The organism is Snodgrassella sp. B3800 (assembly GCF_026535865.1).
GTDB lineage: Bacteria > Pseudomonadota > Gammaproteobacteria > Burkholderiales > Neisseriaceae > Snodgrassella > Snodgrassella alvi_E.
The window spans coordinates 81,841-107,513 of record NZ_JAFNPH010000004.1; the positions used below are offsets into that span (position 1 = coordinate 81,841).

26 protein-coding genes and 1 tRNA gene are annotated in these 25,673 nt (G+C 41.3%); 11 read left to right on the forward strand and 16 right to left on the reverse strand.

What is annotated here, in order from left to right:
• Position 1 precedes the first annotated feature (1 nt).
• Complete coding sequence (gene rbfA / locus J3U64_RS07165; protein WP_100141364.1) at positions 2-373, forward strand: 30S ribosome-binding factor RbfA; 372 nt, start codon at positions 2-4, stop codon at positions 371-373.
• An 80-nt stretch (positions 374-453) separates the two neighbouring features.
• On the opposite strand, the gene J3U64_RS07170 is transcribed toward rbfA, so the two are convergent.
• A complete protein-coding gene (locus J3U64_RS07170; protein ID WP_267391099.1) occupies positions 454-939 on the reverse strand; it encodes a YbhB/YbcL family Raf kinase inhibitor-like protein in 486 nt (161 codons plus the stop codon).
• A 494-nt stretch (positions 940-1,433) separates the two neighbouring features.
• Here J3U64_RS07170 and J3U64_RS07175 point away from each other — a divergent pair, with 494 nt between their 5' ends.
• Positions 1,434-2,132, forward strand: a complete 699-nt coding sequence (locus tag J3U64_RS07175; RefSeq protein WP_267408760.1) for an alpha/beta fold hydrolase — start codon at positions 1,434-1,436, stop codon at positions 2,130-2,132.
• 80 nt (positions 2,133-2,212) lie between these two features.
• Here J3U64_RS07175 and J3U64_RS07180 read toward each other — a convergent pair whose 3' ends face one another.
• From J3U64_RS07180 to eno, 3 genes are all read right to left on the reverse strand, one after another.
• Positions 2,213-2,593, reverse strand: a complete 381-nt coding sequence (locus J3U64_RS07180; RefSeq protein WP_267408761.1) for an STAS/SEC14 domain-containing protein — start codon at positions 2,591-2,593, stop codon at positions 2,213-2,215.
• 262 nt (positions 2,594-2,855) lie between these two features.
• Positions 2,856-3,176 carry a cell division protein FtsB gene (gene ftsB / locus J3U64_RS07185; RefSeq protein ID WP_267391102.1) on the reverse strand — a complete coding sequence of 107 codons (321 nt, stop codon included), beginning with the start codon at positions 3,174-3,176 and terminating at the stop codon, positions 2,856-2,858.
• Between the two features lie 33 nt (positions 3,177-3,209).
• Positions 3,210-4,493 (reverse strand): phosphopyruvate hydratase, encoded by a 1,284-nt coding sequence (gene eno, locus J3U64_RS07190; protein WP_267408762.1) that lies wholly within the window; start codon positions 4,491-4,493, stop codon positions 3,210-3,212.
• 475 nt (positions 4,494-4,968) lie between these two features.
• On the opposite strand from eno, the gene J3U64_RS07195 reads away from it, so the two are divergent.
• Positions 4,969-5,061 (forward strand) — tRNA-Ser (locus J3U64_RS07195).
• Positions 5,062-5,374: 313 nt separating this feature from the next.
• Complete coding sequence (locus J3U64_RS07200; protein WP_267408763.1) at positions 5,375-7,354, forward strand: ligand-gated channel protein; 1,980 nt, start codon at positions 5,375-5,377, stop codon at positions 7,352-7,354.
• Between the two features lie 213 nt (positions 7,355-7,567).
• Here the strand turns inward: J3U64_RS07200 and J3U64_RS07205 are convergent, their stop codons facing one another.
• The 12 genes from J3U64_RS07205 to leuC all read right to left on the reverse strand — a co-directional run bounded on the left by J3U64_RS07205 (position 7,568) and on the right by leuC (position 18,028).
• Complete coding sequence (locus J3U64_RS07205) at positions 7,568-8,332, reverse strand: TatD family hydrolase (RefSeq protein WP_267408764.1); 765 nt, start codon at positions 8,330-8,332, stop codon at positions 7,568-7,570.
• Positions 8,333-8,375: 43 nt separating this feature from the next.
• The gene (locus tag J3U64_RS07210) at positions 8,376-8,807 is read right to left on the reverse strand and encodes a ProQ/FINO family protein (RefSeq protein ID WP_267408765.1); all 432 of its coding nucleotides are present in this window, start codon (positions 8,805-8,807) and stop codon (positions 8,376-8,378) included.
• Positions 8,808-8,920: 113 nt separating this feature from the next.
• Positions 8,921-10,021: a chorismate synthase gene (aroC, locus tag J3U64_RS07215; protein WP_267408766.1), complete on the reverse strand. Its 1,101-nt coding sequence runs from the start codon at positions 10,019-10,021 to the stop codon at positions 8,921-8,923.
• A gap of 234 nt (positions 10,022-10,255) precedes the next feature.
• Positions 10,256-10,501, reverse strand: coding sequence for a hypothetical protein (locus J3U64_RS07220; RefSeq protein WP_267403264.1), 246 nt, complete (start codon positions 10,499-10,501; stop codon positions 10,256-10,258).
• Between the two features lie 282 nt (positions 10,502-10,783).
• Entirely contained in the window at positions 10,784-11,317 is a 534-nt protein-coding gene (locus J3U64_RS07225; RefSeq protein ID WP_267408767.1) for a PqiC family protein, read from the reverse strand.
• Positions 11,317-12,954, reverse strand: a complete 1,638-nt coding sequence (gene pqiB / locus J3U64_RS07230) for an intermembrane transport protein PqiB (RefSeq protein ID WP_267408768.1) — start codon at positions 12,952-12,954, stop codon at positions 11,317-11,319. Before pqiB ends, J3U64_RS07225 begins: the two co-directional genes overlap by 1 nt.
• Positions 12,955-12,964: 10 nt before the next feature.
• A complete protein-coding gene (locus J3U64_RS07235) occupies positions 12,965-14,260 on the reverse strand; it encodes a paraquat-inducible protein A (RefSeq protein ID WP_267408769.1) in 1,296 nt (431 codons plus the stop codon).
• 109 nt (positions 14,261-14,369) lie between these two features.
• Positions 14,370-15,440 (reverse strand): 3-isopropylmalate dehydrogenase, encoded by a 1,071-nt coding sequence (gene leuB / locus J3U64_RS07240; protein ID WP_267408770.1) that lies wholly within the window; start codon positions 15,438-15,440, stop codon positions 14,370-14,372.
• Positions 15,441-15,533: 93 nt separating this feature from the next.
• The gene (gene leuD / locus J3U64_RS07245; protein ID WP_100157110.1) at positions 15,534-16,175 is read right to left on the reverse strand and encodes a 3-isopropylmalate dehydratase small subunit; all 642 of its coding nucleotides are present in this window, start codon (positions 16,173-16,175) and stop codon (positions 15,534-15,536) included.
• A gap of 66 nt (positions 16,176-16,241) precedes the next feature.
• On the reverse strand, positions 16,242-16,382 hold the full coding sequence (locus J3U64_RS07250; RefSeq protein WP_100141290.1) for an entericidin A/B family lipoprotein: 141 nt from the start codon (positions 16,380-16,382) through the stop codon (positions 16,242-16,244).
• Between the two features lie 18 nt (positions 16,383-16,400).
• Complete coding sequence (locus J3U64_RS07255; protein ID WP_100141289.1) at positions 16,401-16,526, reverse strand: entericidin A/B family lipoprotein; 126 nt, start codon at positions 16,524-16,526, stop codon at positions 16,401-16,403.
• 95 nt (positions 16,527-16,621) lie between these two features.
• Positions 16,622-18,028 (reverse strand): 3-isopropylmalate dehydratase large subunit, encoded by a 1,407-nt coding sequence (gene leuC, locus J3U64_RS07260; RefSeq protein ID WP_267408771.1) that lies wholly within the window; start codon positions 18,026-18,028, stop codon positions 16,622-16,624.
• Positions 18,029-18,311: 283 nt separating this feature from the next.
• Here leuC and gshA point away from each other — a divergent pair, with 283 nt between their 5' ends.
• From gshA to J3U64_RS07295, 7 genes are all read left to right on the forward strand, one after another.
• A complete protein-coding gene (gshA, locus tag J3U64_RS07265) occupies positions 18,312-19,673 on the forward strand; it encodes a glutamate--cysteine ligase (protein ID WP_267408772.1) in 1,362 nt (453 codons plus the stop codon).
• 99 nt (positions 19,674-19,772) lie between these two features.
• Positions 19,773-20,783, forward strand: a complete 1,011-nt coding sequence (trpS, locus tag J3U64_RS07270) for a tryptophan--tRNA ligase (protein WP_100152044.1) — start codon at positions 19,773-19,775, stop codon at positions 20,781-20,783.
• Positions 20,784-20,843: 60 nt separating this feature from the next.
• Entirely contained in the window at positions 20,844-21,818 is a 975-nt protein-coding gene (gshB, locus tag J3U64_RS07275; protein ID WP_267408856.1) for a glutathione synthase, read from the forward strand.
• Between the two features lie 48 nt (positions 21,819-21,866).
• Positions 21,867-22,274 (forward strand): diacylglycerol kinase, encoded by a 408-nt coding sequence (locus J3U64_RS07280; protein ID WP_100141284.1) that lies wholly within the window; start codon positions 21,867-21,869, stop codon positions 22,272-22,274.
• 109 nt (positions 22,275-22,383) lie between these two features.
• Positions 22,384-23,310 (forward strand): AEC family transporter, encoded by a 927-nt coding sequence (locus tag J3U64_RS07285; protein ID WP_100141283.1) that lies wholly within the window; start codon positions 22,384-22,386, stop codon positions 23,308-23,310.
• Positions 23,311-23,514: 204 nt separating this feature from the next.
• Positions 23,515-24,444 (forward strand): DMT family transporter, encoded by a 930-nt coding sequence (locus tag J3U64_RS07290; RefSeq protein ID WP_267408773.1) that lies wholly within the window; start codon positions 23,515-23,517, stop codon positions 24,442-24,444.
• An 8-nt stretch (positions 24,445-24,452) separates the two neighbouring features.
• On the forward strand, positions 24,453-25,373 hold the full coding sequence (locus J3U64_RS07295) for a LysR family transcriptional regulator (RefSeq protein ID WP_267408774.1): 921 nt from the start codon (positions 24,453-24,455) through the stop codon (positions 25,371-25,373).
• The last annotated feature ends 300 nt before the right edge of the window (positions 25,374-25,673 follow it).

Consider the following 25,673-nt stretch of genomic DNA (forward strand, 5'->3'; position numbering starts at 1 on the left):
TATGCGCAAACCACAACGCGGTTATGCACGTCAGGATCGTGTCAAAGAGCAAATTATGCGTGAGTTGGCCAATTTGGTACGTGTGGGGCTGAAAGACCCGAGAGCCGGTTTTATTACGATTAATGAAGTTGAAGTAACTCGTGATTATAGCCACGCTACTATTTATTATACGGTGCTGGATGACGCTACACGTGCTGTTACTGAAGAAGCTTTAGAACATGCTAGAGGCTATTTACGCAGTGAGCTGGCGCGGCGAATTACTCTTTTCCGAACACCTGAATTGACGTTTATTTATGACGATTCTCTTGAACGGGGTATGAGTATTTCGCATCTGATAGATACGGTAGCAAAAGAAAAACCCATAGAAGATTGAAGAAAAATTATGAATAAAAGGTTGGTCTTTGAAGGCCAACCTTTTTTATATTTGGTGATAAATTAATATTATTGAATTAATTATCGACCGTAGTAAATAGTAATCGAAGCTTGAGCAATAGCATGGCTGTTGATTATAAAACCTGCATGGCTGGTTGTTACATCCGTCGGCAAATCAATTTTATTGGTATCTAAAGCATAAATGGTAAAAATATAACGATGGGGCGGAGTGCCTTCCGGTGGGTAGAATCCTGAATAACCTAGGGTTCCTGTGTCATTACGTAGTTGCTGTGCACCTAAGGGAAGATTTTGCCCATCTGCTGCTCCGGCATTACGTTGTAATTCGGTTACGTCTTTAGGAAGATTGACTGCCATCCAGTGCCACCAGCCTGCACCTCCAGTTGGTGCATCCGGATCATGACATTGAATTGCAAAACTTTTGGTTCCGGCCGGTGCATTCTGCCATGCTAATGCTGGCGACTGATTATCTCGGTCACTTTGATAGGAGGAATCAACGGTATCGCCATTTTTAAATTCGGAACTGGTTAAAATAAAATTTTGGGTCATGATTTCCTCTCAATCAATTAATAGTGTTAATGAATGTTTAATTTTGCGATATGTGCTGCGTCAAGTCAATTTTGCTGTGAATGTTGAGGTTTAAGTTACGGATATATTTATATGTATTGTATTTATGCAGGAAGGCATAATGTTTATTATTCAGAGGATGTGGTTGAGAAATTTTTTGCATGTGTAGGGCGCAGTGATTGATGATAGCGTTGGTTGAAAATACTAATTACTTACTAAAGTGAGTATTTGTGAAGGTATTTCTGCTTGCTAGAGAAATAGAAACAATTGATGATTGTTATCTTGAAAAATGGCGCGCTGTTTTTGCTTTAAATGCTTTAGCTTGAGTTGATATAGAATACTGATATATAAAGCCTACTGTTTTTTTATTTATGTGCAGAATACAAAAAACCTGTTTTGATTTGTTAGTGGGCAGAGTAGAAATTAAGCTGATATTTAATTTGTAAAAATAATTTTTTTTGATGGTGAATTATAAAATGTCCGACCAAGGCTTTTTACCCTGGGTATGTATTCCCGGCTTTATGCTGGATGAAACATTATGGGATGAGATGAAATCTTGTTTACCTGTTTCTCAATCTGTATGCTGTGCTTCCTTGTCCAAGGGTGAAAATATTGAAACTATGGCGGAGAATATAGCTGCTTTTGCACCGAAACGGTTTGTACTGATCGGTTTTTCTCTGGGTGGATTTGTTGCAAGGGCTTTAGCTGCAAGATATCCGCAACGGGTTGCCGCTCTGGTGTTAATCGCATCGTCATTACGTGAAGATACTCCTGAACAGCATACGGCTAAGCTGAATACATTAGAGATTCAGCAACATTTACATTTTCGAGGATTAGGAAACAAAGCCATTATGCAGACTTTGCGTCCGGATAATCAGAATAATATGGATTTAATTGCTCGTATTCGTGGTATGAGTGCACGTTTGGGATTTGAGGTTTTAAAACGACAGTCGCTGCTCAATCGGGCAACGCCAACTGACCAGAAAATTTCTTGTCCAACTCTGGTTATTGCTGCAGCACAGGATCAGATGCGCTCTTTGAATGAGGCACAAGAGTTGCAGGAATTTATACCACAGGCCAGCCTTAAGGTCATTAACAATAGCGGGCATATGATTCCCTTGGAGCAACCGGAAGTACTTGCTCAGACCATTTCTAATTGGATAAACCTATTGTGATTAATTATGCTAAAAATTTTATTATTTTTGGAATAGGTTTATTTGGTAAAAGTAGAATATATCAATTTAAATTGATGTATTTAATGATTGTTACCAATAACAGTTGTGGTTTGAGCATTCTGCTCTAGCCATCTTTGTGCTGGTTCGATTTCACTAAAGTATTTTGGGTGTTGTAATGTCAATAGGTTGGCAAAACGTGCACCAAGCCGAATCCATATGTCTTCAACAATGATAGCGGTACGGCCGAAGTCATGTGCATGTTGGCGTAAAAATCGTAGATGTTCTAGAGCCATATCGATGGTAAAGTCTTTCATTTGGCTCAAATCCAGCAATAAATCAGGCTGTTGTTTTTGATTAATGGCTGATAATAATGCTTCTTCCAGTTGATTGAAGTCTTTAAGTGTAAAGTCGTTATGTAATACAACTTTGAGACCGTAACTTGTTTTCTGAATAGATATCATTTATCTGCCTTTTTATTTCCTACTTATGTGTAACGTGCGCCTGTGATCTATATCATCATACTGATGGTTAAATATACTGGCTATCTATATTACTGCTTTATGCTTTAATATCGACCTGAAATGGCCTGTAGCTGTCGTAGGTATACAACTGAATTTGGTAATATGAAATTTAGATTTGATACAAATTAAATGACATATCATATCTGTTAATAAAAACAGCTTTCATTAATGAAAGCTGTTTATCTGGGTAATTATTGGTATGTCACCTTGTGGGTATGGTGGCTGATGTATCAGTTATGGTTGTGAGTGTTCCAGAGGGTACAAAGCGGTAAAATACTTCGCCTTCTTGTATATATCCCAGTTTATCGCGAGCCATTTCGTTGATTGCATCTTTTCCATCAGCAAGATCTTTAACTTCAGCAGTGAGGGCACGATTGCGTTGTATCAATGCTTCATTACTGGAATTTTGCGCAACAACACTTTTTTCCAGTTTCCACATGTCTTGCCAGCCGCCATGTCCCATCCACAGGTCGTATTGCAAACTGGCCAGTGCCAATAACAGTACCCAGGTTACCCACTTCATCTTATTTGCCTATCAGTTTAGCCTACATCCGTTTTAGCCCAGCTGATAAAAGGCTTTTTTACCTGGATAATAAGCAGCGCTACCTAGTTCTTCTTCAATTCGCAGCAATTGATTATATTTGGCGATTCGATCGGAGCGTGACAGGGAACCAGTTTTAATTTGCATGCAGTTCGTACCCACGGCTAAATCAGCAATTGTGCTGTCTTCAGTTTCACCTGAACGATGGCTCATTACACTGGTATAGCCTGAACGTTTCGCCAGATCTACAGCTTTTAGTGTTTCTGATAAGGTACCAATCTGGTTAACTTTAACGAGTAATGAATTAGCTAGTCCCTGAGCAATGCCTTCGCTTAAAATGGCGGGATTGGTGACAAATAAATCATCGCCTACCAACTGTACTTTTTTGCCTAATCGCTCTGTTAATAATTTCCAGCCATCCCAATCGTGTTCACTCATACCATCTTCGATTGAGACAATCGGATATTTGTTCACCAGTTCTGTAAGATAATCTGCAAATTGCGCACTGGTCAGGTTCAGTCCTTCTGCTGTTAAATGGTAATGTCCATCTTTATAGAATTCACTAGATGCACAATCCAAAGCCAGAACGATGTCTTTGCCGGGTTCATAGCCTGCGGCTTCTACTGCAGACAGTATCAGCTTGATTGCTTCTTCATGGCTGGACAGATCGGGTGCGAAGCCGCCTTCATCACCAACGCAAGTAGACATTCCTTTGTCGTTGCATAATTTTTTCAGCTGGTGGAAAACTTCTGCACCGCATCGCAGAGCTTGACGGAAAGATTCTGCACCTACCGGCATAATCATGAATTCTTGAATATCCAAACTGTTGTTGGCATGTGCACCTCCATTAATAACATTCATCATGGGCACGGGCATAGACATGGGTCCGGCTCCACCGATGTATCTGTATAAAGGTAAACCAGCATCTTCTGCAGCGGCGCGGGCGACTGCCAGTGATACGGCGAGAGTAGCATTGGCTCCAAGACGACCCTTATTTTCGGTACCATCCAAATCAATCATAATCTGATCAATGTAGCTTTGTTCGCTGGCATCGATGCCAATTAATGCTTGTGCAATCTCATTATTAACATTTTCTACAGCGTGTAATACCCCTTTACCAAGATAACGCTGTTTGTCTCCGTCACGCAGTTCCAATGCTTCTTTTTCGCCGGTTGAAGCACCAGACGGTACTGCGGCTCTGCCCATTACGCCTGATTCTAGTAAAACATCACATTCAACTGTTGGGTTACCACGTGAATCGAGTATTTCACGCGCAAAGATGTCAATGATTGCACTCATGCAAGTCTCCAGATTTTTTAAATTTTTGTATTGTTGTGCGATAAATTGTACAAACAACAGGCCTGTCAATGATTAGCAGGTTAAGGTAATTAAGCTTGGTATTATACCGAAGCCTTGGTATGAGAACAGGGTAATTTACACTTGGATAAGACAGGCTGAAATTTGGAAAGCATTTTTTTGTATAGTGCAGCAAATTTTGACCCTTTAAGCGTGTAGCTATGTTAATACAATATACTGTTTTTGCTATTTGTAATGGGATAGTTTTAGCTTGATATGGATGCTTTGCTGGAATTGTCTATGTTATGGAGGTATTTGCTTTATGTAATAAAATTATGAAGCTAATGATAGATTTTTTCGAAAAGAAAATATCTTTTACTGTTAGTGTGTTAGAAATTGTTCTAATATTTCTGGCTGTTTTGCCGTGAATATTGTTTGACAGTAAAGCATCGATTGGGTATAGTTCGCACTTCTCTACGGAGAGTTGGCCGAGTGGTCGAAGGCGCTCCCCTGCTAAGGGAGTATACGGGCAAAACCTGTATCAAGGGTTCGAATCCCTTACTCTCCGCCATTTTTGAAAAATCCCTGATTTATTCAGGGATTTTTTATTTATTCTCATTTAGATAAATAAAACTGATTTGTTTTAAATAAAAATATCGAATCTTCTGGGCTGGGCTGCCTTTCTGATTGCGCTCATTAAGGCTGAAATAGTCATTCTTGCTTTCTTTGTTGTAGCTCTGATTGATGATTTGTCAATAAATTTAATGCTTTTATTGTTTATTTATGTTAAATTACATAATGATTATTATTATCATTATGTAAATGTAACGCTTTAGTTTAAGCGTTTTTTTTTGGCGTGATCATTTTCAGGAGTCTATTTTTGTATGCGCAAACTCGTCCATCATTCTTTTTCGCTGGCGCTTCTGCCTACTTTGGTTTCTCCATTATATGCCGCGGAGGCGGATTTGGCTGATGTAGTGGTGACTGCATCTGGTTTTAAGCAACAGGCAAAAAATGCTGCAGCTTCAATTACAGTAATTAATGCTAAGGAGCTGGAAACTAAAGAGTACCATGATGTGACTGATGCTTTGCAAGATGTTCCGGGTGTGGTGATAACCGGTGGCGGCAGTACTAAGGACATTAGTATCAGGGGTATGTCAGGCGCGTATACGATGTTGCTGATAGATGGTAAGCGTGTAAATTCGCGTGGTGTGCGCCCGAATTCTGATGGGCCGGGGATTGAACAGGGGTGGATGCCGCCCATATCTGCAATTCAGAGAATAGAAGTGATTCGGGGACCGGCTTCGGCTTTATATGGCTCTGATGCGATGGGTGGTGTAATTAATATTATTACGAAAAAAACGGCTGCTGACTGGACAGGATCGGTGAAAGCAGATGGTACGATTCAGCAGCACAGCAATAGTGGCAATATATTGCAAAGTAGTGTGTATGTTTCCGGTCCTCTGATTAAAGAGCGTCTGGGTATTCGAGCCAATGCAGGATATTCTCATCGGGATGAGGATAAGTTTATTGGTGGCTATAAAGAACAGCGTATGCGCAATGGTGATTTTGTGCTGTCTTGGACGCCTGATGATAGTAACACGGTTGATTTTGAAGTCAGCCGCAGTCTGCAGAATCGTAATGGTAAGGTCGGTAAAACGATCGATCCGACTCCGCGACGCGGAGCTAAACCAACTGATGACTATACGCTGTATGACCGTAATCAATATAGTGTCACTCATCGTGGATATTATGAAAATATTGATACTCAATCATATGTTCAGCGAGAGGAAAATGATAACCCATCTCGTGATATGCATGAAAAAAATACTATTTTCAATACGCAAACTCAGTTTCGCTTGCATCGGCATACGCTAAGTATTGGTGGCAGATGGCAGCGAGAGCAGCTTAATGATTCCGGTAATCAGTTGATTATTAATGGACGAAGGCTAACAAAACTAGAGCGTGATTCCTGGGCAGTTTTTGGACAGGATGAGTGGCGTATTGTGCCAACTTTTGCTTTAACTGGTGCGGCACGTCTTGATCATGATGAAAATTATGGTTCGGAGTTAACACCGAAGTTGTATGGGGTATGGACGCCGAATGAAAAATGGACGATTAAAGGAGGATATTCCCGTGGCTACAAGGCGCCGGCGTTACGCGCTGCGTCAGATGGCTGGGGACAGGCAACTGGTGGTGGTTATTCTAATGGGATGATTGTGGGTAATTCTAAATTGAAACCAGAAAAATCAGATAATTTTGAAATCAGTTTTAATTGGGATAATAACCGTAATTTGTCCGGCGGGGTGACTGCTTATCACACTAAATTTAAAAATAAAATAACAGAAGTACGTACTTGTCAGGGCAAGGCTGGTTCAAATGCTTGCTCATGGCGAAATGAGTATTTTGATTTCATAAGTCAGCGTGAAAATGTGGATAAGGCGCTCTTGCGCGGTATTGAGGCAACTTTTGGCTGGAAAGTTACGCCTAAAGTAGATTGGTCTGCCAATTATACTTTTACTCGGAGTGAGCAAAAAAGTGGGCAGTTTAGTGGTAAACCGCTAAATGAGATGCCGAAACATATGTTCAATACCACGCTGAATTGGAATGCGAATACAAAATTTTCTAGTTGGGCGCGCTGGAATTTCCGCAGTCGTACTTCAGATTATTTATCACGTACTTCTATGGCGATTGGTAAGCCTTCTTATGGTTTTGTGGATACTGGTCTGGTATATAAACCTCGGAAAGATTTGATTCTGAGTGGTGGGATTTATAATATTTTTGATAAAAGAGTTGATCAGCAAGATTATGGCCGTACTTTGGATGGACGCCGCTATAATATCAGTGCACAAGTCAATTTTTAATCTGAGTATTTTAGTTAATCAAGGGGGAGATTTCCCCCTTGTTTATTTTTAAATGATTTAGTTTATCTGCGGGTTCTTTATTTGAATGATAAATCCATAAAATTACAGAGGAATCGGGGTGTAGCATGTTTGGAAATTATAATTCATTGCATTTAAGTAAGATCTGGCTGTACCAGATGAGTGATTAAATACATTATCTTTGTAAATAAAAGTTTAATTTATATTTAATAATTTAAACATATTTTGAGTGGTGATAGTGGCGATATCCTGCCAATGCATGTTACGCAAGTTGGCTATGATTTTAGCTATCTGAAGTAAATGCTCAGGACTGTTGCTGTGTTGAGGGTTAGGGGACATATAGGGTGCATCTGTTTCGATGACCAGATGCTGTAAAGGAAGCAATGTGGCGATTTGGCGTATTTTTTTAGCCTGTGGGCGCAAAAGCAAAGAACCGGCACCAATTAGAAAACCCTGTTTAATCCATGCCTGCGCTTCTTCTATGCTTCCAGAAAAAGCATGTGCAATACCTCCATTAGTAAAACCACAGCGTTTAATGCTGCGCAAACAGTCAGCTGTAGCATGTACATGATGAATGATTGTTGGTCGCTGAGTTGTTTTGGCCAATTGTAATTGGGCTTCGAAACAGTTAATTTGTTGGTTTTTATCATTTATATTTTCAGCATGGACATAATCAAGTCCGATTTCGCCAATTAAGGCTTGTGAATGCTGAAGCAGCAATTTTTCCAGATTGTCGATTGCAGTATCGCTAAAGCTGTCTAAATACCATGGATGAATGCCGATTGCTGCGTATATGTAAGGTTGAGATTCTGCCAAATTAAGGGAGGTTATCCAGTCGTCTGGATTGGTTGCTGGCACGAGGAAGTGGCTGATGTTTTTTTCGGCAGCCAGCTGCAACACTTGAGTCAGGTTCTCAATAAGTGGGCTATGGTTAAGGTGGCAGTGGCTATCGAAGAGCATAATATGAAAACACGAGCATGAAGCTCGTGTTAAATATGTAGTACTAGTTTTGTGTTTGTTCGCTATCGATACTTTGGCCAGGTTCTAGAACTTCTTTTTCAGTGATTGAAGTATTTTCTGCAACTGGTTTGGTGGTTTGCATCGAGGGATGTTGCTTAGCAATGGCTTGTTCTTCTGGTGAAACTTCACCTTTGAAGCGGTTATTCAGGTCAAATCGTTTACCGCCGCGTGCCAAAGATTTGATATAACGTGGCCGGCGACAGTGATTAGCTAGTACACGCGCAATCAATGCTGGGTCATATTGTGGCAGTGCTGTGATTAAGTCCTGATCAATACCAATTGCCAATGGTTTGAAATGTTTGAATACGTCGTACTTACGGTAGATATGTTCGGCAATCATATCAGTTTGTTTTTTCTTGCTCATGGTTTGTACAGCTGATTTAAGGGCTGCACCCAAAGCGGTTTCTTGACTCATATAGTTACTTCCTTGTTGTTTACGGCCACTTTAGTAATTGGAATTAATCAGTTGATGATTCAGTTCATTACATGTATGGATGGCTATAAAAATTACATCTAGATATTGGTGGGCTATTGGTTATGATGGGCAATATTTGGTGTATTTACCTGTATATCTGCATTCTGGGCTCGATGGCGTAACGCATGATCTATCAATACCAGTGCAAGCATAGCTTCTGCAATCGGCGCGGCGCGTAAACCTACACACGGATCATGGCGACCATGGGTGGCGAGTATAACTGGTTGACCATGAATGTCGATAGAGTGTCGCGGTGTGGCGATGCTGCTGGTAGGCTTGATGGCTAGATTAATGTGAATATCTTGGCCACTGCTAATTCCGCCCAGTATACCGCCAGCATTGTTGGATAGAAAGCCTTCGGGTGTCAGTTCGTCTCCATGTTCGCTGCCTTTTTGGCAAATACTTTCAAATCCGGCTCCGATTTCGACACCTTTTACAGCGTTGATGCTCATCATGGCATGGGCTATATCAGCATCCAGTCGATCAAATACGGGTTCACCTAAACCTACTGGAACATTACGGGCAGTAACATGCAGTTTAGCTCCGATAGAGTCGCAGGCTTTGCGGATGCTGTCCATGTATTGTTCCAGTTCTTCAATCTGGCTCTGATTGGCAGCGAAAAAGGGATTGTTGTTTATAAAACTTTCGTTTTCGAATGGTATTTTTTTTTCGCCAATTTGGGTAACATAGGCAACGATTTCAGTTTGATAATGTTCGCGTAGCCATTTTTTGGCAATGGCACCAGCCGCGACTCGAGCGGCAGTTTCGCGAGCCGAGCTACGCCCACCACCACGAAAATCGCGAATACCGTATTTGTGCCAGTAAGTGTAGTCAGCATGTCCGGGGCGAAAGCTTTGGGCAATTGCGCCATAATCTTTACTACGCTGATCGGTGTTTCTGATTAATAATCCGATTGGTGTACCAGTGGTTTTGCCCTCAAATATACCAGAAAGTATTTCGACAGTATCTTCTTCACGACGCTGAGTGACATGGCGGCTAGTGCCCGGTTTGCGTCTGTCTAGATCTTGCTGAATATCAAATTCACTTAGGTTCATTCCAGGCGGACACCCATCTATCACGCAACCAAGTGCGGCACCATGGCTTTCACCAAAGGTGGTAACAGTAAAAATTTGCCCGAAAGTATTGCCAGCCATAGGTTTTACTCTGATTTTTGAGTAATTAATTTAAGTTGCTGTTGAGTTTAGCACGGTTTATACGGTTTAGGCATAATTTGTCTAAAAGCTATTTTGTTTTTGTGGCATAGGTATTGATGTTGTTATGAATTTACATGATTTGGAAGTGTTTTTTGAGATTGCGGTATCTATCTCTTTGGTATTTTGTTTATGTTTTATTGATTGTTAAGTTTAATGCCAGTATTGCCAAACAGGCTATCTTGCTGGTTGTTTCTTGTTTGAAGCAGATGGAGTGGCAGTAGGAGGGCTGCTTTTTTCGGTACCTGCTATGGCAGGCGGTTCTGCAGGTATTGGTTTGGTTTTAATAGGAAAATATATTGAGGTGCCTAGTCCGAAATTATGATTACCTCCGCCTATACCTATGGCGACGTTGGAAGGCACTCCTATGCTACAGGCACAAAGTAAGAAGCAGGCTATCTGTGAAACGATAAAAGGTTTCATGGCTTTTTTTCAAAAGAAATAAGTGTTTTATTATAAATCTTTCTTCTTGTCTGGCGATGAAATTGTTTGATGCTTTAAATAGACTGATTTTCTTTCGCAGGAATTTTTTAATTTAATTTTTCAGTTATACCCTCGGTTGACATTCTGTGGTTTGCTCTAACGGAAGTTATAGATAATATGAATTAGTGTAGTTAATGTTTTTAAACAATCGATTTAGCATTTCGGCCAGTTAAACAATAGTTTTACTGGCCGAATTTGTACGGATGATAAGAGAAAATAAGTTTAGTCAGCAGGGGCGATGGTTTGTGCTACGTTAGATAGTCCCTGTGCTAGTGCATTAACCATGTTGCTGTAGCCATTACCTTGCTGCGGAATATGGATATTGAAATTTTTGTTGTTTTCAGTTGCTCCCTGCCAGCTGCTGTAACCATTGATGTTTATATAGCCATCATAGCTACCCTGAAAAGATTGGATGTATACGGTGAGTGTGGCTTTGGTTTTGTTTTCTGGTGTAAACCAATATCGCACGCTTTTTTTGTTTAGTTCATTAGCCAGAACCAGTTTGATTTCGTTGCTCAAGTCGTCTGCCCATAAATGTGTCTGGGCAAATTGAAGGGTGGTTGGACTATCTTGGTACACTAGATTACCTTGATTGAGTCGTTCTGACAGAACAACTTTTATCTGTACCGGTATTCGCTGGCTTGTGGTGGGCAGCTGATAATTGCTGCCTGGTAGTTGATAATAGGTCACTGGTGTGCCAGCACACGCGGTGAGGGTCAGAGCAGCAGTGCAGACAAGTGATAGTATGATTTTCATTATCTGGCTCCTTTAGGTTCAGGATCATGGCCGCGACGGTTGAATATAAGGGCGTTTGGTTGCTGTCTGAGGGTTTTCAAGGTTGGCTGTGCTTCTTTAAGAGTTGTATCTATACTTTTCAGGGTTTGCTGAATATCACCATAAAGTGGGGATGTGCTGGAAACACCTTGCAGAGTGGTGCGTAATTCTTTCAAGGTGGCGGTAAGCTCTGCTGGTAGTTGCTGGGTTTTATTCTGTGCCAGCAGTTTGTCTGCGGTGGCTAGTGTGGTTTTTAGCTGTGCTAGTGTGCTGTCCAGCTGTTTCATGGAATGTTCTATCGGTAGGTTATTGAGTTTTGTCAGTAAGGCAGAAAGTTGGTTCTGAATCATATCTAATCCGGTTCGATTGCTGCCGATAACGGTGTAACCCTGATAGTGTGTGAGCGGTTTGAGCAGCGTTTCTCCCGGTTGAGCCTGTGTGAGGCTGATGTATTGATTACCGGTGATTAAGTTGTCTTTTTCTAGCGAGGCAGAAAGACCGTGATTAAGGGCCTGCTGAATTTGCTGCTGCCAGATTTTGTCATCTTGTTTACTGGCATTAATTTCCATGCGCCCGGGTTCGATACGCAGCCGGACGGGTACCCAGCCATGCTGAAAGAGTTTATGGCTGTCATTGAGTGCAAAATAGGGTACGTCGGCAACGGAACCAATATTAATACCTTGATACTCTACAGGAGCCCCGACACTTAAGCCACGTACGGATTGCTGGAAGAAAACAACGTAATATTGGGCGCGTTTGGTAGGCAGGTTGTCTAGTTCTCGTTCGCTGTTGTATAGAGTAAATTCTGTATTATTGCCTACAGGTGTACCTTTGCCTTCAAACATAGTTTTAAATACGATGGCTCCGGATAAAAGAGCAGGTAATGGTGCTGAGTCGATATGGACGCCGCCGCCAGATGCGGTAACCTGAACACCGGTTTGGAGCCAAAATTTGACTTTATCACCAATAAGGCTGTCGTAAGGGCTGTTGATATATATTTGGTAGTGAACGTTGTTGTCTTTGGGATCAAAATAGGCCTTTTCTATCTGGCCGGCACTGATATCACCATATAAAACAGGGCTGCCGGGGGTAAGCAGTTTGTCACTGTGACCCTTCAGGCGCAGACGGATTCCGCTCTGAGAAATGGCGCTAACAGGTGGTAAATCTGCTACGGTAAACGTTTCAGCTTTTTCTTTGCTGTGCCCAGGCGTAAAGGCAATATAGGAACCGGATACCAGCGTGTTCAGGCCGGTGATGCCGCTTTGGTCGATGCGTGGTTTGACTATCCAGAATTGTGTATCTTTACGCAGCATATTTTTGACATCGGCATTCATTTTGGCTTTGATTTGTACACCTTTTTCATCCGGACTGATGCTGATTGATGTGACTTTGCCTACCGTAACATTTAATACTTTAATTTCTGTAGAGTTGATTGCAATCCCATCAGCATCATTGATATACAAGGTAATTTCTGGTCCTGTATGGCGAAGATGTTGTATGAGTAGCCATGCGCCCGTGAGTAAAGCTAGGGCAGGAATAATCCATACCAGTACATTGAATGGGGGTTTATGCTTTACGGTTGCCGTAGTTTGCGTAATTTCGTTTTCGGTTTGGCTCATGATGTATGCCTTATTGCGCTGTTTTAATGCTGGGCTTGTTGTTTTGATCATCCCAGATTAAGCGTGGATCGAAACTAAGTGCCGAGACCATGGTCAGGATTACTACGCCGCAGAAATATATGGTAGCTGAACCCGGCGCTACGTGGGCAAGTGGTGTAGAGAATGCGGACATCAGTATGATTACTACAAAGATATCAATCATAGACCAGCGTCCAATTGATTCAGTAATGCGATATAGAATGGTTAAACGGCGAGGGGACATCAGCGGGTGATAGGCTGCTGAATAAAGCAGTATCAGCATAGAAATGATTTTAAGCACAGGAATGGCCATACTGGCACTGAATATAACGACGGCGATAAATACATCTCCATCACTCCACATGTATTCGATACCATCAAGAATGGTGCTGGCAAGATTGGTACCTGGAGAACGAGTGATCATCATTGGTAATAAATTGGCCGGAATATAGAAAATAATGGCAGCCAATAAAAAGGACATGCTGATACTGAGGCTGAGAGGTTTGCGCCGGCTCAGATAAGAGCCACACACGCCGCAGACATTTTGGGTATCTGGTTGTTCAAACAAGCAGTAATTGCAATTAATGGTGTGGTCGCTGAAGATTTGTCTGGTAGGATCGTTTCCGGTAAGTCGCTGTATCTGATAAAAAATCCAATGTTCAGGTACGCCTTGAGAAGTGCGAATCAGTAGAATAGCTAAAACCATCATAAACCAGAATGCCAATCCAAAATGCATTTGTGCCATGGCGCTGATTTTAATGTATGACACCAGTGTGGCAATATAAAACACGTCTATCATAATCCAATGGCGCAGGCGCACTAGTGTCCTTGTGGCGTACAGCATGCCAGGTAGAACTTGCTGATAACGCAGTCCGGTATATACGTACAGGCACAGCAGTAGAAACAGAACTGGTGAACCAAAAGTGAGAAAAAACATTACTTCTGCCAGTATTGAATAGTCCTGCTGAGCTAAAGTACCCATTATATAGGGAATGGTAAGGTCAACATGAATGCCAAGCATGTCTATGGTCATGTACAGTTGTGTGTATACAATTGTCATGATAATTAATGAGGCGATGGCAAAGGCTATCGGAGTATCAAGAGGGTGGGTTTCTATGCGAACCAGTCGCTGCTGGCAGCGCGGACATTCGGCAGATTCGCCAGGTATTAGAGCAGGAATGGTTAATGACAAGCCACAGCAAGGACAGCCAACATGATGTGCGGGCAAGCTGCCGGCAGGCAGGTCTGTAGTTTGATGTTGTGCTGGTTGTATTAAACGGTAGCTCAAGATATTCGATTTCAGTAAAGAAAACAGCTGTACAAAAAATAACTTAACAGAGGGTTGGAATACTCTGTTAAGTTAAATATACGTAATTTGAAGCGCTTGTGCAATTGACTTATAGTGCAGCCAGTACAGCATCACCCATTTGGCTGCATGAAACACGCTGGCAACCTTCTTCATAGATGTCACCAGTACGTAGCCCTTGTGCCAATACTTTGCCTACTGCTTGTTCGATTCTAAATGCGGCTTGCTCATTATTTAGGCTGTAACGCATCAGCATGGCTAGTGAAAGTATGGTGGCAAGCGGATTGGCCAAATTTTTGCCAGCAATATCGGGTGCAGAACCATGTGACGGTTCATACATGCCTTTACCTGTTTCGTTGAGCGATGCTGAAGGGAGCATACCTATGGAACCGGACAGCATAGAAGCTTGATCGGAAAGAATGTCACCAAATATGTTACCCGTGACAATAACGTCAAATTGCTTAGGTGCTTTTACAAGTTGCATGGCTGCATTGTCGACATACATGTGGCTAAGGCTGACATCAGGGTAATCTTTATTCATATCGGTCATGATTTCACGCCACAACTCGGTGGTTTCCAATACATTGGCCTTATCTACTGAACAAAGTTTTTTATTGCGTTTTTGTGCTGCCTCAAAGGCAATTTTACCGATACGGCGAATTTCACTTTCGCTGTAACGCATGGTGTTAATACCTTCGCGTTCGCCATTTGGTAGTGTATGAATACCGCGTGGTTCGCCAAAATAGATATCGCCGGTTAGTTCACGCACAATCAAAATATTTAGACCAGATACTACTTCTGGTTTTAGGGTAGAAGCATTGGCCAGCTCAGGATAGAGTATGGCTGGACGTAGATTGCCAAATAAGTTGAGATCTTTTCGGATGGCAAGTAGTCCGCGTTCGGGACGCAGTGGGCGTTCAAGGCCGTCGTACTGTGGACCACCGACTGCACCAAGCAACACTGCGTCTGCAGCGCGGCAGATTTTTTGAGTAAATTCTGGATAAGGATGGCCGTATTCATCATAGGCAGCTCCCCCTAATGGAGCATATTGATAATCTGCATCTAGTCCTTCTGCAATCAGTTTGTCTAAAACACGGACGGCCTGAGCAATAATTTCCGGACCGATTCCATCCCCCGGAAGAATAGCAAGGTGTTTACTCATTTTATTCTTTCTGAATGTTGTCTGACTGCCACTGATTGGCACTCAGTAATAATTTATTTTTAGTGTATGAAAACGAAACAGGTTTCTATGGAGTCAGGACTGATACAGCCATGGTTGCTGTTGTTTGTGGCTGCTTTCATAGGCTTTTATAGCATCCGCATGTTGCAAGGTCAGACCGATTTCATCCAGACCATTGAGAAGACAATGTTTGCGGTGTTCGGTGATCTCGAAATAGTAATGATGACCGCTGGGTGTGGTAACGGTTTGTTCGGGCAGATTGATGCTGAGCTGATAGCCTTCATGAGAAGTAACTTCATGAAAAAGTTGATCCACTACTTCTTCGGGCAAAATTATAGGTAATAGACCGTTTTTATAGCAGTTGTTGAAAAAAATATCTGCAAAAGATGGTGCAATGATGGCACGAAAACCGTAATCATCTAGAGCCCATGGTGCGTGTTCGCGGCTTGAACCACAACCAAAATTCTTACGGGTCAGCAGAATGTGTGCACCCTGATAACGTGGCTGATTGAGTACAAAATCCGGATTCAAGGGACGTTTGCTGTTGTCCATACCCGGTTCACCGTGATCAAGATAACGCCACTCATCAAAAGCATTTGGGCCGAAACCACTGCGTTTGATTGATTTTAAAAACTGTTTAGGAATAATGGCATCTGTGTCTACATTAGCGCGGTCAAGCGGTGCTACCAGAGCCGTAAGAGTTGTAAAAGATTTCATGCGGGTGATACAGTATGTGTAGTTAATGATTGAATTTAGTGCAAGCCCTGTCGGGCTTGCATGCAGTTACATTTCTGAGCGTACGTTGTCTGAAGCATTACTTACTGCCTGACCACCGGCAGAAATATCACGACCAACGCCGGAAACTGTATGACAACCAGCCAGAAAACCAACAATGGCAACGCTTAAGAGCATCAGTTTTTTCATGGTTTTATCCTTGTAATATTATCGACTAGCTGCGTTGGACAGATGCTGACCCCCAGCACGGACGTCTTGTCCTACGCCATGAATTGTGTGACAACCAGAGAGTACAGCCATAACCATTGCAGCAATTAACAACATTTTTTTCATGCTTTACTCCTTCAACAAAGATAATAATTAACACATTCAATCAGAACTACATGCTTATCATGCACTTGCTGGCTTAAAACTGCAAGTTATTCACTTTATATGTGTCGCACATCAGTAAAATGGCCAGTGACTGCTGCAGCTGCTGCCATGGCAGGGCTGACCAGATGAGTGCGACCGCCGTTGCCTTGACGGCCCTCAAAGTTACGATTGGAAGTTGAAGCACAACGTTCATGTGGCTGTAATCGATCTGCATTCATAGCCAAGCACATTGAGCAGCCTGGTTCACGCCACTCAAAACCTGCGGCTGTAAAAATTTTATCCAGCCCTTCTGCTTCAGCTTGTTGTTTGACTCTTCCTGAGCCGGGTACTATTAATACCCGATTAACATTATCTGCCTTATGTCGTCCTTTCGCTACTTGGGCAGCAATGCGTAAATCTTCAATTCTTCCGTTGGTGCATGAACCAATAAATACAACATCAACTGGAATTTCATTAATGGGTGTACCGGCAGTTAAGCCCATATATCGCAGTGCCCGCTGCATACCCTCCCGTTTTACTGGATCCGTTTCTGCGTCAGGGTCGGGCACTTGTTGATTTACTGCAATTACCATTTCTGGTGAGGTTCCCCATGTGACCTGTGGATCGATGTCTTCCGCATTAAAATGATAAGATTTATCAAAGCTGGCCCCTGCATCTGAGACCAGCGTTTTCCAGTAACTAACAGCCTGCTCCCATAATTCACCTTTAGGTGCGAAATGGCGGTCTTTGATGTAATCGATTGTGGTTTGGTCAACTGCTACAAGGCCTGAACGTGCCCCTGCTTCAATGGCCATGTTGCATAGGGTCATTCGACCTTCCATTGATAAATTGCGGATTGCTTCACCGCCGAATTCAATTGCATAACCAGTGCCTCCGGCAGTACCTATCTGGCCAATAATATATAAAGCAATATCTTTGGCGGTTATACAAGGTTTTAGCTTGCCGGTAATTTCAATAAGCATGGTTTTTGATTTTTTGGCAGTAATACACTGTGTGGCCATGACGTGTTCTACTTCTGATGTACCGATGCCATGAGCCAGCGCACCAAAAGCACCATGGGTGGACGTGTGTGAATCTCCACAGACTACTGTCATACCTGGTAAAGTGGCGCCTTGTTCAGGGCCAACTACGTGCACGATACCCTGATTGATGTTTTTGAAAGGATAATATTTTTCTACACCAAAATCGTGTATGTTTTTATCCAGTGTGTTGACCTGAAGCTTGGAAATTGGATCGGTGATGCCTTTGTCCCAGTGGTCTGTAGGGGTGTTGTGATCAGCAGTAGCAACTATACTTTGCTCGCGCCACAATGGCCGATGAGCCAGCTTCAGTCCTTCAAAAGCTTGCGGGCTGGTGACTTCATGTACTAGATGGCGGTCGATATAGAGTAAAACTGTGCCATCAGCCTGTTGTTGGACAATATGGCTATTCCACAATTTTTCATACAGGGTTTGTGCTTTCATTGTACTAGCTTTGTTTTGTTATGTTTTATGTGTGAAGCATCTTAATACTGTTAAGAAGGATTTACAAGCATTTTGTCTAAAAATATAAAATATTCAGATTTGAATGTAATTAAATGAATATTTTTGGACTTATTGTCTATTTTTTTGCAAGTGTAGATGTCCTGAATGTCTGTGTGAAAACGATTATAGTTGCTGTTTTCTGTTAATCTGGCGTTTGTTGTTATAATAATGACCACTATATGCACTAAGTAATGCAGCATATATATGTAGAAAGGACTGAAATATGAGTTTACCTGATGTGGCCGCAGCGCATCGCTTGGAATTGCAGAATTTTGAACGGGCAATTTTAGCCAAACAGACGCAGATTGAATCATGGTTTCGTACCCAATGGCGACATCACCACGCTCCTTTTTACGGTTCGGTGGATATTCGTAACAGCGGATATAAACTTGCCAGTATTGACATGAATCTGTTTCCGGGTGGTTTTAATAACCTGAATCCTGTTTTTTTGCCTTTGGCTTCTGTAGCGGCACAGGATGCAGTGGAACGTGCCTGTGCAGAAGCACAGTCTGTTTTGATGATACCTGAAAACCATACGCGCAATACTTTTTATCTGCAAAATGTTTACGCACTCTATTCTATATTGCGTCATGTGGGATTAAATGTGCGAATTGGTACAATTAATCCCGAAATTACTCAGATTACCACACTGGAAACGGCGCTTGGTGACCACATTACACTCGAGCCAGTATTGCGGCAGGGTAATCGATTACAGCTAGCAGATGGTTTCACTCCTTGTATGATTTTGCTGAACAATGATTTGTCAGGAGGCGTACCAGATATTCTTCAGGGGCTGGAACAGAAACTATTGCCACCATTAAAAGCAGGCTGGACCACGAGGCGAAAAAGTACTCATTTTCATGCATATAATCAGGTGGCAGCAGAGTTTGCCAAACTGGCAGGCATAGATGAGTGGACGATTAATCCATATTATGAAGTATGTAGTGGTTTAGATTTTGCCAGCCACGAAGGTGAAAACCGTTTAGCAGATACTGTGGAACGTCTCTTACAACGCATTCAGAATAAATATGATGAACTGGGCATTCAGGATAAACCGTTTGTGATTGTTAAAGCCGACGCCGGTACTTATGGTATGGGGGTGATGAGCGTTCATTCGGCAGATGAGGTGCGTGGCCTCAATCGCAAAAAACGCAATAAAATGGCTAAAATCAAAGAAGGTCTGGAAGTCAGTGAAGTGATTGTTCAGGAAGGTATTTATACTTATGAAACACTGCATGGTGCTACCGCAGAACCTGTGGTTTATATGATGGACCGGTTTGTAATCGGTGGCTTTTACCGTGTGCATGAGGGACGCGGACCAGACGAAAATCTGAATGCTATGGGTATGCATTTTGTGCCATTGCACTGCAATATTGTCTCACCGGAAACTGAAATTACGGAAGAAGATGCTGCTAGCAAACGCGAATTTCAGCCATGGGAACAATTGGGTATCGTGCAGACAGAGAATGTTAGTCAGGCCAGTGATTGTGAAAGTGTCCGTCTTTATGTGTATGGTGTGCTGGCCAGATTATCGTTGCTGGCTGCAGCTATAGAGCTGGAAAATATGCCTGAAATAGCGGTTTGATTTACTTCTATTATTCAGACTTTCTCACTGCTACGTAATTTAGAGTAAGCAGAAAATTTTGTTTCAAAATAATATTAATTTCATAAAGTACGATTCATAATGAAAAAAACGCGCGTTTTAACTGGTGTTACACCCAGCGGCATACCACATCTTGGTAATTATGTGGGTGCCATTCGTCCGGCTATTCAGGCGAGCCAGAATCCAGATGTGGAATCTTTCCTTTTTTTATCTGATTATCATGCTTTAATTAAATGTCATGATCCGGAAAAAGTTCATGAATCAACCAAAGCTGTGGCTGCAACATGGCTGGCCTGTGGCCTTGACCCTGAGCGTACAACTTTTTACCGTCAGACTGATATTCCCGAAGTAATGGAACTGAACTGGATTCTGACCTGCAATACAGCTAAGGGGCTAATGAACCGTGCCCATGCGTATAAAGCAGCCGTACAGGAAAATGCTGAAAAAGGGCAGGAGGACCTAGATCACGGCATTGAAATGGGGCTTTTCTGTTATCCGATGCTCATGAGTGCAGATATTCTGATATTTAATGCCGATAAGGTACCGGTAGGGCGTGATCAGATTCAGCATCTGGAAATGGCGCGTGATATAGCAGGCCGTTTCAATCATCGTTTCAAGCCTTTGTTTACTTTGCCCGAAGCTCAAATAGATGACAATGTGGAAACATTGGTTGGTCTGGATGGCCGAAAAATGAGCAAAAGTTACGGTAATACCATTCCATTATTTGAACCGGAAAAGAAATTGCAGAAAGCGGTAAATAAGATTGTTACCAATCTGAAAGAACCGGGCGAACCGAAACAGCCTGATGAAAGCCCCCTGTTTGATATTTATAAAGCTTTCTCTACACCGACAGAAACGAGCAGCTTTACTCAGATGCTTGCTGAAGGTCTGGCTTGGGGCGAAGCTAAAAAAATGCTAGCAACAAAAATCAATGAAGAGCTGGCTGAAAAGCGTGAGCGATTTACTCAGCTGATGGCAGAGCCCTCATTGATTGAGGATATTTTGCAGGCAGGTGCGGTAAAAGCGCGTGCACAGGCAAAACCGCTGCTAGAGGAAGTACGTGAAGCAGTAGGCATTCGTTCATTAAAATAAAGTACTGGTTTAACCGGCTGTAAGTAGATTTTGAGCCGGTTAAATTATCTGTAGGTAAACATAATGAAAATCCTGTTTATAGCCGACCCAATGGCTGGCTTCAAAATTTATAAAGACACCACTTATGCCATGATGAGGGAAATGGCTGAACGAGGCTGGACATTGTTTCACACATTAGCCAGTCAGCTAAGTGTGCAGCAAGAATATGTTGTGGCAGAGGCTAGCGAATTTGGCTTTACCGAAGCCAGAGATGATCATGACCACTGCTGGTTTAGTCCTTTGTCTCAACAGCAATATCGGCTTAACAGTTTTGATGCAGTGATCATGCGTACTGACCCGCCGTTTGATATGCAGTATTTATATGCGACTCAACTGCTGACTTTAGCCGCCAAACAAGGTGCCCGTGTTTATAACAGCGGGCAGGCTATGCGCGATTTTAATGAAAAACTAGCTATTTTAGATTTTACAGAGTTTACTGCTCCGACTTTGGTCACTACCCGTGCAGCAGATGTGCGTGCTTTTTTGCATGAATACCACGATATCATTATTAAGCCGCTGGATGGTATGGGGGGTATGGGGATTTTCCGCTTGCAGCAGAATGACCCGAATATCAGCAGTATTCTGGAAATGCTGATGCGTTTAGACAGCCGTACAATTATGGTACAGCGTTATATTCCAGAAATTGTTCATGGCGATAAACGCATATTAATTATTGGTGGGCGAGTTGTTCCCTATGCATTGGCACGTATTCCACAGCAGGGCGAGACACGAGGCAATCTGGCTGCAGGTGGCCATGGCGTGGCGCAGCCACTGAGTGAACGAGATAGGCAAATTGCTGAAACATTGGCTCCGGAACTGGTACGCAGAGGTATTCTGCTGGCTGGACTGGATGTGATTGGTGATTATCTGACGGAAATCAATGTTACCAGTCCGACTGGTTTTCAAGAAATTAGCAAGCAAACTGACTGTGATGTGGCTGCTATATTTGCCGATGCTGTTGAAGAAGCTGCACGTTTATATGGTTCCCCGCTTTAAAAAATCTTGTGCAGCCATATCCGATTTCAAAAGGACAATAATATTATCATGCCGGAAAATAATAAGCAGTATGCCAATACTATTAAAGGTAAAACCGGTATACGCCGCATATTCAACGCCTATGGTTACTCTCTGGCTGGTTTGAAAGCGGCTTGCAGCGAATCGGCTTTTCGTCAGCTGTTGTGGTTAAATGGAATTTTGATTGTGCTGGTTTTTGTATTGGATTTTGGCATCCTGACGCGTATGGTTTTAATTATGGCTTCGTTTTTAAGCTGGATTGTAGAGCTCTTTAATACGGCTATTGAAGCAGCTGTCGACCATACTTCATTGGCAAAACATCCGCTGGCCAAACGGGCTAAAGATACAGCATCGGCTGCTCAATTATTAACCATGTTACTACTGGCAATTTTATGGGTGCTGGCGCTGTGGCGAGATTATCTGGTTAACTGGTTTTAAACCATAGTCACATTGCTGCCATTGTGTACGAGAGCTGCCTGATTAAGAATTTCTAAAATTCTTCAGACATATTGACAATCCGATATCTGTTTATCGGTAAGGATAGATTATGCATTTTCTGATGATTTTATTACCGGTTTTCGGAATTTTTGTTACTGGATTCATTGGTCAGAAAATCCTTAAATTCGATATAGCCGGATTATCGAAAATGTCTTTGTATATCCTTTCTCCCTTTCTGGCCTTCAAAACGTTTTACAGCCATCAGCTTACTTCTGCTTATGCTTATTATGCTTTCTATGTATTGATTTTGTGTATCGGACTGATTGTGCTGGTGTATCTGTGGTCGAAAATTTGTCATTACCGCAATCAGGATAATTGCGCCTTGATTTTGGCATCATGTTTTATGAATAATGGAAACTATGGTACACCGGTGATTCTGGTATTTTTCGGGAGTGCCGGTTTTGATATCGCTGTGATTCTGATGGTACTGCAACAGTTTGTTATGAGTACATTAGGCACTTATTTTGCAGCAAAAGGCAGCAATGATGTTGAAGGCATCAGCCAGCGCACGGTTTTGAAAAAAGTCTTACGCATGCCGATTGTACATGGTGCTTTGTTGGGTTTGATATTTCAGATACTGCATATTCCACTCAGTAAAGAAATACTGCTGGCTGTAGGAATGATAGGAGATTCTTCCATTCCAGTTATTATGCTTATTTTGGGTATGCAGCTGGCTACATTACATATTAAGCAGATTGAACTGCCCAAAATAAGCTTTGCGTTGATACTCCGATTGATAGTATCGCCTTTGTGGGCTGTGCTGCTGGTGTACTTTATGCCGCTAGACCTGATGGCGAAAAAAATATTAATTGTTCTTGCTGCCATGCCGACAGCAGCCAATACCACATTGATGTCTGTACAGTTCAACACCAAACCACAACTAGTTTCTTCTGCTACTTTTTTCAGTACGGTATTAAGCTTGATTACCTTGCCGATAGTGCTGATGCTGGTGCAGCCGCCGGTTATGAATCTGTAAGCAATTGAGTAGCGAGAGATGCAATTAAATGTATATTCGATATACGCTTATCTGAATCAATTACAAACCTATTGTTGGTTTTCTGGATCTTAATGTTGTCTGATGTTACTTTATGTAACAAGACTTATTACTCGCTCTATAATGTTCTTTTACTTGAAATGAATTATAACAATATGCAATACAATTCATTTCAGGATAAAAGACATGGGTATTAACAGACAATTTAGTTGCAAAAGTATTGTATATCTATTGATTACGGTAGTTGGCTGGGGAATTATGTATCCCGCATCCAAACATGCCGTATCTTCAGGTATTGATGGCTATTATCTTACTTTCATTCGTTATGTTTTGGGGGCAGTGCTTGTCAGTGTGATTTTAATCATTCTAGAAGGTAAAAAAAGTTATCAAACTGAAGGTAAAACCTTGTTACTCTGGTTTTTTGGAAGTATCGGCTTTGCAGGACTAAATTTTCTCACGTTTATTGGAATAGGTTATTCTTCAGCAGAACATGCAACGATTATATTAGCTCTGATGCCTTTATTATCGCTTGCGCTAACATGCATTATTCATCGTAGCTTCCCCGATTCTAAAACTAGTTTCTGCATGCTATTAGCTTTTACTGGTATTGTTTTGGTAATTACTAATGGTAATTTTAGTCATTTGAGGGCTTCATCTAGCTTTATCGGCGATTTGCTACTATTGGCGGCCACTATCTGCTGGGTAATATATACCTATTTTGCCAATATTATGATTTCAGTATGTGGCTGGAGTGCTTTACGTGTTACTGCGTTAAGCTCTTCCTTAGGAACATTGAGTATAATATTCATTACTATAGCGGCAACATTATTAGGTTACGCCAGTTATCCAAATTTTCAGGCAATGGCAGCCAGTAAATTTGATATTTTTATTTTGGTTATAACTACTTTAGTGATTATCAGTTGGAATGCAGGCATTAAAGCGCTAGGCACAATCAATGGAGTTTTATTTGTTAATTTGGTACCCGTTATATCGTATATTGTTGGCCTTTTGCAAGGGCATCATGTTTCGTATATTGAAGTTTTGGGAATGGTAATTACGCTTATAGCATTAATAATGAATAATCTCTATATGCGTAAAAATCAAGCAGATATTTAGTTGTTGAAATGAAAAACCATTTACAGGGTATGAATTTAGCTAGTCTTGAACTGTTTCTAGTAGCAGCTGAAAATGAAAATTTCTCAGCTGCTGCTGAGTATTTGAATATTACACCTGCTGCTGTTAGCCGCTCTATTAAAAGGCTTGAAGAAAGGATTGGTATTGAATTATTCAGTCGAAATACACGTAAAATCAAATTAACACCAGAGGGGAAAATTTATTATAAAAAATGCTCTGAAATTTTAGAATCATTAATCAGTGTTGAGCGAGAGCTTAAACTACAAAAAGAGTCTGTAGCTGGAAGACTAAAAATCAGTGTTCCAGAAAGTTTTTTTAACTATAAAATGGCGCCATATTTAAATAAATTTTGTGAACTATATCCAAATCTGAAGCTAGATTTTCATGTAACTAATCGAAATATTGATTTTGTGGCTGAAACTTATGATTTATCAGTGAGGTTGATTCAGCCTGAGACCAAACTTGAGCCCTTTTTAATTAAAAAAAAATTGCATGATGCTACATCCGGTCTGTTTGCTAGTCCTGAATATTTGTCTAACAACAGCATGATACAATCGCCTTCAGATATTAAAAATCATCAGTGTATCAATTTCAGCATTAGCGAAAATAACAAAAAATTCTTATGGAATTCTGTAGATAATCATTCAAAGAGGGATTTTCATTATTCGAACCAGATACAAGTGTTTGACAGCATTCTTGCGACTAAGGTTCTTGCGTTGAATGGTTGTGGAATTGTACATTTATTTAGATTTGCGGTGCAGAATGAGTTGCAGAGTAATAAATTGGTAGAAATCTTACCTGAATATTCTAATAATCATACATGGCAATTTTGTTTTCTTTACCCAGAGTCAAATAGGAATTTAGCAAAACTTAGAGTTTTTATCGATTACTTCATTGAAAACATTAAATAATCAAGCAAAAATATTTAGTATATATGCTGATATTTATAAAAAATATTAGGCTGATAGTATTCAGTGTTTCAATAATCAGATGATTTTTATTTTTTTATACTATTTCTTATATCAGAATATATATTATTAGCGGTTTATACTGAATCTGATTCAAAAGATGAAGTATATAAAATCACAGTTTAAGTTATTTTTCAAATCATATAAATGTAAAGATTTTTGATTTTATTGGTGTTCAGAACTTATCGTTATCAAGATAAATCGGTATCATAGTCGCCTATCTGCTGGAATAATAAACTGGGC

Excerpts from the sequence above, each read along its gene's own strand:
- J3U64_RS07200 (WP_267408763.1), top strand. The coding sequence starts at position 5,375 with ATGCGCAAACTCGTCCATCATTCTTTTTCGCTGGCGCTTCTGCCTACT.
- J3U64_RS07255 (WP_100141289.1), bottom strand. The coding sequence starts at position 16,526 with ATGAAAAAAATGTTGTTAATTGCTGCAATGGTTATGGCTGTACTCTCT.
- J3U64_RS07220 (WP_267403264.1), bottom strand. The coding sequence starts at position 10,501 with ATGAAACCTTTTATCGTTTCACAGATAGCCTGCTTCTTACTTTGTGCC.
- eno (WP_267408762.1), bottom strand. The coding sequence starts at position 4,493 with ATGAGTGCAATCATTGACATCTTTGCGCGTGAAATACTCGATTCACGT.
- J3U64_RS07280 (WP_100141284.1), top strand. The coding sequence starts at position 21,867 with ATGCCGGAAAATAATAAGCAGTATGCCAATACTATTAAAGGTAAAACC.
- J3U64_RS07210 (WP_267408765.1), bottom strand. The coding sequence starts at position 8,807 with ATGAGTCAAGAAACCGCTTTGGGTGCAGCCCTTAAATCAGCTGTACAA.
- rbfA (WP_100141364.1), top strand. The coding sequence starts at position 2 with ATGCGCAAACCACAACGCGGTTATGCACGTCAGGATCGTGTCAAAGAG.
- gshA (WP_267408772.1), top strand. The coding sequence starts at position 18,312 with ATGAGTTTACCTGATGTGGCCGCAGCGCATCGCTTGGAATTGCAGAAT.
- aroC (WP_267408766.1), bottom strand. The coding sequence starts at position 10,021 with ATGGCTGGCAATACTTTCGGGCAAATTTTTACTGTTACCACCTTTGGT.
- leuB (WP_267408770.1), bottom strand. The coding sequence starts at position 15,440 with ATGAGTAAACACCTTGCTATTCTTCCGGGGGATGGAATCGGTCCGGAA.
- pqiB (WP_267408768.1), bottom strand. The coding sequence starts at position 12,954 with ATGAGCCAAACCGAAAACGAAATTACGCAAACTACGGCAACCGTAAAG.
- ftsB (WP_267391102.1), bottom strand. The coding sequence starts at position 3,176 with ATGAAGTGGGTAACCTGGGTACTGTTATTGGCACTGGCCAGTTTGCAA.
- leuC (WP_267408771.1), bottom strand. The coding sequence starts at position 18,028 with ATGAAAGCACAAACCCTGTATGAAAAATTGTGGAATAGCCATATTGTC.
- J3U64_RS07290 (WP_267408773.1), top strand. The coding sequence starts at position 23,515 with ATGGGTATTAACAGACAATTTAGTTGCAAAAGTATTGTATATCTATTG.
- trpS (WP_100152044.1), top strand. The coding sequence starts at position 19,773 with ATGAAAAAAACGCGCGTTTTAACTGGTGTTACACCCAGCGGCATACCA.
- J3U64_RS07205 (WP_267408764.1), bottom strand. The coding sequence starts at position 8,332 with ATGCTCTTCGATAGCCACTGCCACCTTAACCATAGCCCACTTATTGAG.
- J3U64_RS07295 (WP_267408774.1), top strand. The coding sequence starts at position 24,453 with ATGAAAAACCATTTACAGGGTATGAATTTAGCTAGTCTTGAACTGTTT.
- J3U64_RS07170 (WP_267391099.1), bottom strand. The coding sequence starts at position 939 with ATGACCCAAAATTTTATTTTAACCAGTTCCGAATTTAAAAATGGCGAT.
- J3U64_RS07250 (WP_100141290.1), bottom strand. The coding sequence starts at position 16,382 with ATGAAAAAACTGATGCTCTTAAGCGTTGCCATTGTTGGTTTTCTGGCT.
- J3U64_RS07285 (WP_100141283.1), top strand. The coding sequence starts at position 22,384 with ATGCATTTTCTGATGATTTTATTACCGGTTTTCGGAATTTTTGTTACT.
- J3U64_RS07175 (WP_267408760.1), top strand. The coding sequence starts at position 1,434 with ATGTCCGACCAAGGCTTTTTACCCTGGGTATGTATTCCCGGCTTTATG.
- leuD (WP_100157110.1), bottom strand. The coding sequence starts at position 16,175 with ATGAAATCTTTTACAACTCTTACGGCTCTGGTAGCACCGCTTGACCGC.
- J3U64_RS07225 (WP_267408767.1), bottom strand. The coding sequence starts at position 11,317 with ATGAAAATCATACTATCACTTGTCTGCACTGCTGCTCTGACCCTCACC.
- J3U64_RS07180 (WP_267408761.1), bottom strand. The coding sequence starts at position 2,593 with ATGATATCTATTCAGAAAACAAGTTACGGTCTCAAAGTTGTATTACAT.